At 62.3% G+C, this 11,684-nt stretch carries 10 protein-coding genes and 1 pseudogene; 8 read left to right on the top strand and 3 right to left on the bottom strand.

Features of this window, described 5'->3' with window-relative positions:
• Positions 1-75: 75 nt before the first annotated feature.
• A complete protein-coding gene (locus LAC81_RS22325; protein WP_223729374.1) occupies positions 76-297 on the bottom strand; it encodes a hypothetical protein in 222 nt (73 codons plus the stop codon).
• A gap of 329 nt (positions 298-626) precedes the next feature.
• On the opposite strand from LAC81_RS22325, the pseudogene LAC81_RS22320 reads away from it, so the two are divergent.
• Positions 627-849 (top strand): annotated as a pseudogene (locus LAC81_RS22320) (ferritin-like domain-containing protein); the annotation flags it as partial.
• 103 nt (positions 850-952) lie between these two features.
• On the opposite strand, the gene LAC81_RS22315 reads toward LAC81_RS22320, so the two are convergent.
• Both LAC81_RS22315 and LAC81_RS22310 read right to left on the bottom strand, forming a co-directional pair.
• Positions 953-1,249: a PRC-barrel domain-containing protein gene (locus LAC81_RS22315; protein WP_223729373.1), complete on the bottom strand. Its 297-nt coding sequence runs from the start codon at positions 1,247-1,249 to the stop codon at positions 953-955.
• 389 nt (positions 1,250-1,638) lie between these two features.
• Entirely contained in the window at positions 1,639-3,114 is a 1,476-nt protein-coding gene (locus tag LAC81_RS22310; protein WP_223729372.1) for a PLP-dependent aminotransferase family protein, read from the bottom strand.
• A gap of 143 nt (positions 3,115-3,257) precedes the next feature.
• Here LAC81_RS22310 and tauA point away from each other — a divergent pair, with 143 nt between their 5' ends.
• From tauA to LAC81_RS22275, 7 genes are all read left to right on the top strand, one after another.
• The gene (gene tauA, locus LAC81_RS22305) at positions 3,258-4,280 is read left to right on the top strand and encodes a taurine ABC transporter substrate-binding protein (RefSeq protein WP_223729371.1); all 1,023 of its coding nucleotides are present in this window, start codon (positions 3,258-3,260) and stop codon (positions 4,278-4,280) included.
• 84 nt (positions 4,281-4,364) lie between these two features.
• Positions 4,365-5,177 (top strand): taurine ABC transporter ATP-binding protein, encoded by an 813-nt coding sequence (locus tag LAC81_RS22300; RefSeq protein WP_223729370.1) that lies wholly within the window; start codon positions 4,365-4,367, stop codon positions 5,175-5,177.
• Positions 5,170-5,997, top strand: a complete 828-nt coding sequence (locus LAC81_RS22295; RefSeq protein WP_223729369.1) for an ABC transporter permease subunit — start codon at positions 5,170-5,172, stop codon at positions 5,995-5,997. The genes LAC81_RS22300 and LAC81_RS22295 overlap by 8 nt, the downstream gene beginning before the upstream one ends.
• A 116-nt stretch (positions 5,998-6,113) precedes the next feature.
• Positions 6,114-6,494 (top strand): nuclear transport factor 2 family protein, encoded by a 381-nt coding sequence (locus LAC81_RS22290; RefSeq protein ID WP_223730429.1) that lies wholly within the window; start codon positions 6,114-6,116, stop codon positions 6,492-6,494.
• 18 nt (positions 6,495-6,512) lie between these two features.
• Positions 6,513-7,913 (top strand): NAD(P)/FAD-dependent oxidoreductase, encoded by a 1,401-nt coding sequence (locus tag LAC81_RS22285; protein ID WP_223729368.1) that lies wholly within the window; start codon positions 6,513-6,515, stop codon positions 7,911-7,913.
• A 34-nt stretch (positions 7,914-7,947) separates the two neighbouring features.
• Positions 7,948-9,723: a sulfoacetaldehyde acetyltransferase gene (gene xsc / locus LAC81_RS22280; protein ID WP_223729367.1), complete on the top strand. Its 1,776-nt coding sequence runs from the start codon at positions 7,948-7,950 to the stop codon at positions 9,721-9,723.
• Positions 9,724-9,873: 150 nt separating this feature from the next.
• Positions 9,874-11,571: a hypothetical protein gene (locus tag LAC81_RS22275; protein WP_223725502.1), complete on the top strand. Its 1,698-nt coding sequence runs from the start codon at positions 9,874-9,876 to the stop codon at positions 11,569-11,571.
• The last annotated feature ends 113 nt before the right edge of the window (positions 11,572-11,684 follow it).

The raw sequence follows: 11,684 nt of genomic DNA, 5'->3' as shown, positions 1-11,684 counted from the left end.
TGTCAATTCCGAAGCGTGCGGTGGCAGGTGGACCAGGCTCGTTGCCAATTGCCGATGTCCCTTTATCTCCGCAGCTTACGCGTCGGAGATTGAAATGTCGTCGCGGATCAATTTTGCCAGTTCCCGTTCATCCGTCACGCCGAACTCATACCAACGGATCAAATTCCTGGCTGCGAGCCCGCCCGCGTCACTTTCGGCCTGACAACCTTGCTCGTCGCACCATTCCCTGAGGAGGCGGCGCAGCACCGTGATGGTTTCCGACGCCATCCCCGGCTTTGGCCAATCCGTCTTCCACATGCGCGCCTTCCAGCGATTGCAGCCTAGCGGTCAACGGACCTCCGGCGTAAAGATCGATCATCAAGTGACGCCTAATGTTTCTGGTGGGTTCCTGCCCCGAAGTGGCTTCCGCTCGCCAGCCGTCGCGGCCATCGAGTTATGCTTGCTTGGTGAGGCCGCCGCTTCCCTTTGTCGGATTTTTCGGCGGCCTCGAAGCCTTGCGCCTCAAAGGAAATTGAACGCCCGACGCATTTTCGCGTCAAGGTTTAGCGGTTACTCAATTCGAACTAGCCTCCCGGCAGAGTTGCGTGCGCGCCGGGCTTTTGATTGGTTTCGATTGCCTCCGGCACATGGAAGAGTTCAAAAGGAGCCCGGCTCTCGATGCCGGTCTTATTCTCACGGCTCAGGCGGTCGAACACTGTGAGATCGCCCGCTACGGCACCTTGAAGGCCTGGGCCAAACAACTTGGGTTGGAAAAAGCGGTGCTTCTGCTGGAGCCGACCCTTCAGGAGGAAGGGCTACCGCAAGGCGCTCACCAAGAGCGCGTTGTCTGCCGCCAATATCAAGAGGTGAAAGCTGCGGCCTGACGACATCAGAATGAAGAGGGCGCAACCGTGCCCTCCGCATCAATGCCACCGGCGAAAGAGAAGCCCGGCGTGAGGCCGGGCTGTTGTGTTCAATCGCGATGCTCGGGCATGGACTTGAGCTGATCCTTGGTCCATGTGGTCACAGCGTGAACCTCACCGTCTTCATCACGCATGAAATCAAGATCGGTCGTGGGCACCGCAACCGGCTTTGCACCGATGCCGAGAAAACCGCCGACATCAATGATAACGGTGCCGCTGGCGCCTGCGCCGTGGACGTGGTCCACCTTGCCGACCTTGTCGTCATCTGCCCCATACACAGTCGCACCCTCAAGGGCTGCGGGTGTCAGTTCGGTGGGGCCAAGGCGTACGTGATTGGTGTGATCCATCTTCGTTGCTCCTTTGAAGTGAACGGAGCAGAACCGGCATCGGACGAAACGGTTCCATCACACGGTGATCGCCTGTGAGGTCGCTGACGAGAGAAAGCGAGCTCACCGTCGCATTGGCGCGCGGTACCCGGGACCGGCGGTATTTGGCGGCCGGGCTGATGCGCCGGGGCTTGGAGATCTCGATCGGCGCCGGGCTGAGATTGGCCCCTGGCCGGGTAAACAATCCACCTTCCTGGCAGGTGGATGCAGGCGGACCGGATTGGTCCGGCAGGTTGGTCGCGGAAAAGGAGGCCAACCAACTGTTCTATCTGGTGGCAAGCGGCGTGAGAGCCCGGCAGCGAGCACGATAACGCCCCGCAGCCTCGCCGGCTGGATCGTTCGCGGGTGACTCATTCACCGTCTGCAAGAAGATCGATACGTGCGCGCACGCGGGTAATGCCTTCCGGGATGCGCGCGCCGGGGATCGACGAATAGCCCATGCGGAAATAGCGACAGGGCTGGTCGCTCCGGGGGAAGAAGGGCGAACCGGCTTCGATCAGCACGCCATCCTGGCGCAGATCGCTGACCAGCCGATCCGCATCCAGCCCCTCCGGTCCTTCCATCCAGAACGAGGTGCCGCCGAAGGTCGAGGAGCCCGCGACCTTCAGGTTCGCCCTGCGCAGCGACTCCGCCATGATCACGTGGCGCTTGTGATACTCCGTACGCATGCGGTGCAGAACCGCGTCATAGTGGCCGAGCGCCAGGAAATAGGCCGCGGTGCGTTGCAGGTGGCCTGGCGGATGTCGCAGCATGAGCGAGCGCAGCGCACGGGCCTCGCGAATAAAGGGCGCAGGCGCGACGAGGTAGCCGAGGCGGAGCCCGGGAAACAGCGATTTGGAGAAGCTGCCGATGTAGAGCACGCGGCCGGAGGGGTCCAAGGCTTTCAGCGCCGGGGAGGGCGGCGCGAGATAACTGATCTCGAACTCGTAGTCGTCCTCCACGATGACGAAGTCCTTTTCCTCTGCCGCCTGCAGCAGCCGGGTGCGCCGATCGATCGGCATTGTCGCGCCTGTCGGCGAATGGTGGCTCGGCGTCACGAAAACGGCGTCAATGTGCTCCGGCAAGGCATCCGGCGACAGGCCTTCTCCGTCCACGTCGACGGTCGTGACTTTCGCACCGCTGAGCAATAGAGACGCGCTGATATCTGGATGGCACGGGTTTTCGCAGACCGCGGCGGAGCCCTTCTCCAGGATCAGCCGCGTTACGATCCAAAGGGCATTCTGGGCACCGACGGTGACGAGGATTTCGTCCGGCGTGGCGTGGATGCCGCGGCGCGGCAGCGTGCGTGAGCAGATGTAATTGACGAGGCGCACATCGTCGGCGGCGGCAAAGTCGCTCGCCATCAGCACGAAATCCTCGCGTGCGAGCGCCCGACGGGCGCAGTCACGCCAGGCATTGAGGTCGAACAGCGTCGGGTCCATCTGGCCATAGAGAAACGGGTAGGGGTAGCGTCGCCAGTCCAGCGGTTTGGGGATCTGCCGCACGACACCAAAGCTCATCTTGATCTTGCGGCTCCAGTCCACCGGGGCGCTGCCGACGGATGGACGGTCGCTTTCAAAGTCTCTGCCCGGCGGGTTGTCGGCGATGCGATAGGAACTGCGGTTGACGGCTTCCACATAGCCCTGGGAGATCAGTTCCTGGTAGGCGAGCGTCACCGTGATGCGTGAAATGCGAAGATAGTCGGCGAGCTTGCGCGTCGAGGGCAGGTGTGCTCCGGGCTGTACCCGGCCGGCGAGCACGGCCGAAACGACGGTCTCGCGCAGCTGCGCCTGCAAGCCGATCCCGCTTTCGCGTTCGATGAAGAAGATCGTTTCGGAAACGTTCATGCGCACGTGCCGGTCCTCGGTCACCCCAATCTGGATCTATTCAACTTCCAGACTGGATATAACGCAAGCCGCCAAGCGCCTCTATCGTCCTCAACAAGACCGGAAAAACTGGCCAATCAATAATCAACGAGGAGGAACGAAGAATGCCATACGGACATTTCAAACGATTTGCGGCCGCCGCCAGCATCGTGGCTGGGCTTGCCGTATCCAGTGCAGCTTACGCGGAGACGAAGCTCGTCGTCGGCTATCAGCAGATTGTCGGCCCGTTCGTGGCCGCGATCGCCGACGGCCGTTTCGACGCGGCTGCCAAGGAGGTCGGTTACACGATCGACTGGCGCCAGTTCAGCTCGGCCGGCGACATCACGACGGCGCTTGCCTCAGGCGACGTTCCGATCGGCGTTCTCGGCTCGACCGGAACGGCGTCGGCCGCGACACGTGGCGTCGACCTGCAGCTCTTCTGGATCCTCGACAATATCGGCCAGTCCGAGGCACTTGTCGCGCGTGAGGGTTCCGGTATCGAGACGCCTGCCGATCTCAAGGGCAAGAAGGTCGCCGTGCCGTTCGTCTCCACTTCGCACTTCCACCTACTGGTCGGTATGAACAAGATCTGGAACATCGATCCGCGCAAGGTGGAAATCCTCAATCTGAAGCCGCCGCAGATCGTGGCCGCCTGGCAGCGCGGCGATATCGATGCGGCCTATGTCTGGCCGCCCGCTCTTTCCGAGATCCAGAAAACCGGCAAGACAATCTCGGATTCCGAGGTCATCGGCGCGGCAAGCGTGCCGACCTTCGACGGGCTGGTGGTCTCCAAGGGTTGGGCAGAGGAAAATCCGAAGCTCATGGAGGCCTTCACCAAGGTCCTGACGCAAGCCTATGCCGACTACAATGCCAACAAGGCGGCCTGGACGGAAGACTCAGCCCAGGTCCAGGGCATCGTCAAGCTGATCGGCGGCGACGGTCCAAGCACGGTGGAGGCGCTGCGTCTCCTCGCGTTCCCGAACGCGGAGGATCAGGCATCAGACGTCTGGCTCGGTGGCGGCGCCACCCGCGCGCTCAGCGAGAGCGCAAAATTCCTCGTCGAACAGAAACAGATCAGCCAATCGCTCGACGACTATGCGCCCTTCGTCAACGCCAACTTCGCGAAGGCTGCGGCGCAGGCGCAATAGGATACCCCGCAGATTGCGCCGTCCCTGAGGAGCGGACGGCGCACCATCATCGACCCGTGACCGAGGTGCAGGGAGGCATTTCTCATGGAAACACTTAGCGTCAGGAACATCAGTCTGACCTACCCGGGCCTTTACTCGGACCAGGCGATCATCGCCCTCAAAGGCGTCAATCTGACCATCAACAGTGGCGACTTCGTCGTCGCTCTCGGCGCCTCGGGCTGCGGCAAGACGACCTTGCTCAACCTGATGGCGGGCTTCATGGCCCCCTCGGAAGGCGACATCACTCTCGGAAACCATCGGGTCAACGGGCCGGGCGCCGAACGCGGCGTGGTCTTCCAGAAGCACGCGCTTCTGCCGTGGCTCAACGTGATGGAAAACACCGAATTCGGCCTCAAGCTTCGCGGCGTCGACAAGGCGACCCGGCGCGATCTGGCGACCAAGAACCTCGCCTTGGTCGGGTTGCAAGACTTTCACCGCCACATGATCTATCACCTGTCGGGCGGCATGCAGCAGCGCGTCGGTATTGCCAGGGCACTGACCTGCGACCCGGCCATGCTCTTGATGGATGAGCCGATGGCAGCACTCGACGCGCTGACGCGCGAGACGATCCAGGAACTGCTGCTCAAGGTCTGGCAGCTCACCAACAAGATGTTCTTCTTCATCACCCACAGCGTCGAGGAGGCTCTTTTCCTCGGCTCGCGGCTGATCGTCATGTCGCCGCGTCCGGGCCGTATCACCCACACCTACGAGCTCAACTTCAACAAGCGGTTCCTCGCCGAAGGTAATGCCCGTGCGATCAAGTCCAGCCCGGAATTCATCCGCATGCGCGAGGAGGTGCTCGGCATCATCTACGGCGACGAACGTGCGTCCGGCAACCCGGAGGTGGCCCATGCTTGACAGAGTGACACGCGCCAAGCCCGTCAAGGCCGGCAAGATCTTCGGTGCTCCCGGTGACGGCAGCAGCGGCCTGATCAGCTTCGCAACGACGGTCGTCATCGTTGCCCTCTGGTTCACCGTAACGGAGGCCGGTTGGGTCAAGCCGCTCTTCCTGCCGTCGCCGCTGGCGGTCTGGGACAAGTTCATGCTGGCGATGACCGACGGTGTTTCGAACTCGACGCTGATACAGCATACGCTCGCCAGCATCGGCCGCGTCTTCGGCGCCTTCCTCTTGGCGCTGGTAACGGCCGTGCCGATCGGTGTGCTGATGGGCGTCAACCGCTTCGTGCGTGGTCTGTTCGATCCGATCATCGAATTCTACCGGCCGCTGCCGCCGCTTGCCTACCTGCCGCTTGTCATCATCTGGCTCGGCATCGGCGAGTTCCCGAAGGTGTTCCTGATCTATCTGGCGATCTTTGCGCCGATGGCGATCGCCGCAAGGGCAGGGGTGCGTTCGGTCTCCACCGAGCAGATTCATGCGGCCTATGCGATGGGCGCCACCCGCGGGCAGGTCATCAGTCAGGTGATCATGAAGGCCGCCTTGCCCGAGATCTTCACCGGCATGCGCATCGGCATCGGTGTCGGCTGGACGACCCTGGTTGCGGCGGAAATGGTGGCGGCCAACCGAGGCCTCGGCTTCATGGTTCTGAACGCGGCCGAGAACCTCGAAAGCGATACGGTGATCATGGGCATCTTCATCATCGGCATCTTCGCCTTCGCCTTCGATCTCTTGATCCGCTACCTCGAAAAGGCGCTGATCCCCTGGAAGGGCCGCCTCTAGCCGGCGGCCACGTTCGACCCCTCATCTGAATTCGGCCTGGCAGCCTTTTGAAGACGGCATCTCCCGTCTCCGGCGAAGCCATGCCTTGCGACTAGCCAAAGGACAGGACCATGACACTGACGGCGACCGATCTCAAAACCTTGTTCGATGCCTTCAACCGGCACGACATCGATGGCGTCATGCACTTCTTCGCCACCGACTGCGTGTTCAACGCAGTCGGTGGCCCGGAGGTCTATGGCAACCGTTTCGTCGGCTCCGGTCCGATTGCCGATGCCTTCAGTGGCGTGTGGAAGTCGATGCCGGACGCCGAGTGGGGCAACCACAGCCACTTCGTCGAGGGGGACCGGGGCGTCTCCGAGTGGACTTTCTCCGGCACGGCCGCCGATGGCAGCCGCATCGAAGCCGAGGGCTGCGACCTCTTCACCTTCCGCAACGGCAAGATCGTGCGCAAGCAGGCGTTCCGCAAGAACCGCCCGGTCTTGCAGCCCCGCTACTGATGGCCTGGAGCAAGAGCCATGCAACTGCACGCCACTTCCCTGAAGACTGCAAGGCAGCCGTTCGATCCCGCCTACGACCCCAACCACGACCGCAGCCCCGGTCGAGGCAAGGACTATGCGCCGACCTATTGGATCGGCACCGCCGGGCCGGAGCCGGAGGACGACGGCCCGGTCACGCGGGACATCGATGTCGATGTCGCGATCATCGGTTCGGGCTATACCGGTCTCTCCTGCGCCATCCATCTGGCGCGCGAGCACGGCATCAAGGCCACTGTGCTGGAGGCCAATGGCGTTGCCTGGGGCTGCAGCACCCGCAACGGCGGGCAGGCACAGATTTCTGCCGGTCGCCTGAAGCGCTCGCAATGGATCGCCCGCTGGGGCGTGGACGTTGCCCGCAAGATGCATGCGGAGATTTCCGAGGGATTCGACCTCTTTCGCTCTCTCGTCCGCGAGCCCGAAATCGACTGCGATCCGCAGGATGGCGGCCATCTCTATATCGCCCACCGCGACAAGATGCTGCCGGCGTTGCAAAGCGAGGTCCGTGTTCTCAACGATACGTTCGGCTATCGCGCCCGCATGGTCTCGCGCGGCGAGATCCACCGCGATTTCGTCCGCGACGAGGAAGCACGCGGGGCGATGTACGAGCCCGACGGCATGGGTATCCATGCGGCCAAGCTCGCCTTCGGCTATCTGAGGCTTGCCCGCAAGCTGGGTGCCAAGGTGCATACGTCGAGCCCTGTGCTTGAGTGCGTCGCCAAGGGCGGCGTGCATTACCTGACGACGCCGGGCGGCACGGTGCGGGCTCGTGCCGTCTGCATTGCGACGGCCGGCTATACCTCGCCGGGGATGAATGCGCTCACCCGTCACCGGCTGATGCCGATCCTGTCGAACTCGATCGTTACGCGGCCGCTGACGAAGGGCGAGCAGCAGGCGCTCAACTTCAAGGCGCGCATCCCGCTCACCGATACGCGGACGCTCCGCCACTACTATCGCATGTTGCCGGACGGACGGGTGCAGATCGGTAGCCGCAGCGCCATTACCGGGCGCGACGCGAGCAATCCGAAACATCTCGAGCTGCTGCTTGCCGGCCTCTACCGCAAGTTCCCGGCGCTCCGCGGCATCGACATCGACTACTCCTGGTGGGGTTGGGTGGATGTCAGCCACGACATGATGCCGCGCATCTTCCAGCCGGACCCGGCCCAGCGGCTGTTCTACGCCATGGGCTATGGTGGCAACGGCGTGATGTATTCCGCCCAGGCCGGCCGCCGCATGGCCCAGATGGTCGCCGGCAAGGGCGGCGGCCTCGACCTTCCCATCTTCACTTCGCCGCTACCGGGCCACGGGCTTCTGACGCCGTTCCGACGGCTCGGCCAATGGGGAATGTACCGCTGGTACTACCTCCGCGACGAGATCCTCTAACACTTTGAAATAATACCAGGAAAGGAACCACCCCATGAAAATGACCACCGAGGAAGCCTTCGTCAAAGTCTTGCAGATGCATGGCCTCGAACATGCCTTCGGCATCATCGGCTCGGCCATGATGCCGGTGTCGGACCTGTTCCCGAAGGCCGGCATCAAGTTCTGGGACTGCGCGCATGAGACCAATGCCGGCATGATGGCTGATGGCTTCAGCCGCGCGACCGGCACGATGTCGGTCGCAATCGGCCAGAACGGCCCCGGCGTCACCGGCTTCATCACCGCGATCAAGACCGCCTACTGGAACCATACGCCGCTTCTGATGGTCACGCCGCAGGCGGCCAACAAGACGATCGGGCAGGGCGGTTTCCAGGAAGTCGACCAGATGGCGATGTTCGAGGAAATGGTCTGCTACCAGGAAGAAGTGCGCGATCCTTCGCGTATCCCGGAGGTGCTCAACCGGGTCATCGAAAAGGCTTGGCGCGGCTGTGCGCCGGCGCAGATCAACATCCCGCGCGACTACTGGACCCAGGTGATCGATGTCGACCTGCCGGCAATCGTTCGCTTCGAGCGTCCGGCCGGCGGTCCGCAGGCGATCGCAGAAGCCGCCAAGCTTTTGTCCGAGGCGAAGTTCCCGGTCATCCTCAACGGCGCCGGCGTCGTCATCGGCAATGCCATTTCCGATTCCATGAAGCTCGCCGAACGGCTCGACGCGCCGGTCTGCTGTGGCTACCAGCACAATGATGCCTTCCCCGGCAGCCATCGCCTCTCGGTCGGCCCGCTCGGCTATAACGGTTCGAAGGCGGCGATGGAGTTGATCTCCAAGGCAGACGTCGTGCTGGCGCTCGGCACAAGGCTCAATCCGTTCTCGACGCTTCCGGGCTACGGCATCGACTACTGGCCGAAGAACGCCTCGATCATCCAGGTCGACATCAATGCCGACCGGATCGGCCTGACCAAGAAGGTGTCGGTCGGCATCTGCGGTGATGCCAAGCAGGTCGCCCGCCAGATCCTGGAGCTGCTCTCACCGACTGCCGGCGATGCCGGCCGCGAGGAGCGCAAGGCGGCGATCCACCAGACCCGCTCGGCCTGGCAGCAGCAGCTCTCCTCGATGGATCACGAGGACGACGATCCGGGCACGGAATGGAACGAAAGCGCCCGCTCGCGCGAGCCGAACCGCATGTCGCCGCGCCAAGCCTGGCGAGCGATCCAGGCGGCCCTGCCGAAGGAGGCGATCATCTCCACCGACATCGGCAACAACTGCGCGATCGGCAACGCCTATCCGACCTTCGAAGCTGGCCGGAAGTATCTTGCTCCGGGCATGTTCGGGCCCTGCGGCTATGGCTTCCCGTCGATCGTCGGCGCCAAGATCGGTTGCCCTGATGTGCCGGTCGTCGGCTTTGCCGGTGACGGTGCCTTCGGCATCTCCATGAATGAAATGGGCTCGATCGGCCGCGAGGGTTGGCCGGCGATCACCATGGTGATCTTCCGCAACTACCAATGGGGTGCTGAAAAGCGCAACACGACGCTTTGGTACGCCAACAACTTCGTTGGCACCGAGCTCAACCCCAACCTCTCCTACGCGAAGGTGGCCGAAGGCTGCGGCCTGAAAGGTGTTGCCGTCAATACGACGGCGGCGCTCACCGAGGCGCTGTCGAATGCAATCACCGACCAGAAGAAGGGTGTCACGACCTTTATCGAAGTCATCCTCAACCAGGAGCTCGGTGAACCCTTCCGCCGCGATGCGATGAAGAAGCCGGTGCCGGTTGCCGGCATCGACCGCGCCGACATGCGTCCGCAGAAGCGGGCCTGATCCCTCGCTCTAAAATAAGCTCCGCCCGGTGCCCCCCAGCCACTTACTTAAATGTGGAATCGTTAGGACCGTCTTCAGCAATACCCCTTATAACCCCGGTTATCGGGGGTATTGCGTATGCCGGAGATTTTTTCGGAGACCCAAAAACGCTTGCGACTGCCTCTCCCCTTCCAGGGAGTGAACGTCAACTTCTGTAAAAATCCGCACTGCCCAAACTTCGGCGTTGCAGCGGAGCTGGAGGACGGTCGAGGGCGATCCCGATCAGACAACAATCGGACACCGTATAAGGTTTCAGCGAGGGACGATAACGCTGTCCTCAGGTGCACGACATGCGGCACGTCCTCCATCGTCAAAAGCAACAAGGCCGTTTGGGAGGAGTTCGACCGACACCTACAGTCGCTCGCCGCACCTCTTGGCCACAGGTGCACGAAGAAGACCTGCTCGAACCACTCGAAGCCGCTTGATTCGCATCCCGGAGAATACTACCGCCACGGCACCAACGCGAGCGGCGACCCACGATACCGATGCCGTGAATGCCGGACGACCTTTTCGGCGGCAAGGCGGCATGCAAGGCATCGGAAGTCGCACGAGAACAAGACCGTCTTCCAGCTTCTCGTCGCAAAGGTCGCCCTTGCCAAGATCGCGCAGGTCACGGGCCTGAATATCAAGACGGTTTACGACAAGATCGATTTTATCCACGGCCAGTGCGCCAAGTTCGTCGCGGACCGCGAGCGTCGCCTTCCCACGATGGACCTGGGCGACATGCGTCTCTGCACGGACATGCAGGACTACATGGTCAACTGGCCGACCAAGGCGATGCGCAAGACGATCCAGTTCCGGGCAATCGTGACGAGCTGCCTCAACACCGGATACGTCCTCGCCTGCCACCCGCAGCTCGATCTACGTTTCAATACGCTGGAGGTCCAGCAGCTCGTCGAGGAATGCGACGATCTCCTGAAGCGGCCCGCCTTCCGGGAGTACGCCCGCCTTTGGAACTTCGAGGATTACGCCAGCGCCCTGTCGCTTCCATCGAACGTGTTTCGACCAGTCCGCGAGGACCAGGAGTCGCCAGAGCACATGACCGAAGACCGCCAGCTACCCAGGCAGGGGGCGATGGTTCACATCGATTATCTGGCAATAGGGCACTTCCGATATCTCCGCCATCTGCTCGGCCGCGCCGACCATGTGTACTTTTCGCTCGACGCTGACCCCGGCCTCCCGACCGCCGTCCTGGCGGGCTGGGTCGACAAGGCCATGGCCCGCAAGCTCGACGTCGCGGTTATGTCGTTCGACAAGAATTCCACCATCGACGAGAAGAACGAGCGGGTGATGGCGGCCAACAAGATCAAGGCGCTCGCCGAGGAGGCCTATCCCTTCCTTCATCCATTCGTGGCTTGGCTGACATTCTTCCTGCAGATTAGCGGGCTGGATCGGATGAGCACCTCGGAGCGAAGCGAGCACCTCAGGACCACCGAGGTCGATTACCCGTACATCAACAAGTCAGAACCCGGAAAGCGCGTCCGCCTGCTAACGGACGACGGCAGACGGACTGGCCTGCAGATCGCAAGGGTGCTCCACGATGTCTCGCTCCACCAGGTCGACAGGTTCTTCATGCAGGTCCGCCGCAGCATCGCCGGGCTGGAACGAGCGCCGTCGTATCCGAGGCGTGCGGCGCGAAAATGGTACCTGTACGGGTTCTACTCCCCCGACATGGTCGAGAAGTGCCTGGTGATCTTCCGCACCTACTTCAACTTCATCGCCAAGGGCAAGGACGGCCAAACACCAGCCATGCGCTTGGGCCTCGCCAAGGGGCCAGTTCGCTTCGAGGATATCCTCTATTTCGACTGAATTTTAGAGAGAGCTAAATCATGTGGAATCGACCCGAAAGTCGATTCCACATTTAAGTAAGTGGCTGGCCGGTGCCCCCGGGCGGGGCGAAGCCTCCCGTAAATGACCGGAAC

The sequence above is a fragment of the Ensifer adhaerens genome (assembly GCF_020035535.1).
Taxonomy (GTDB): Bacteria; Pseudomonadota; Alphaproteobacteria; order Rhizobiales; family Rhizobiaceae; genus Ensifer.
This window is presented reverse-complemented; position numbering and strand designations above follow the sequence as displayed.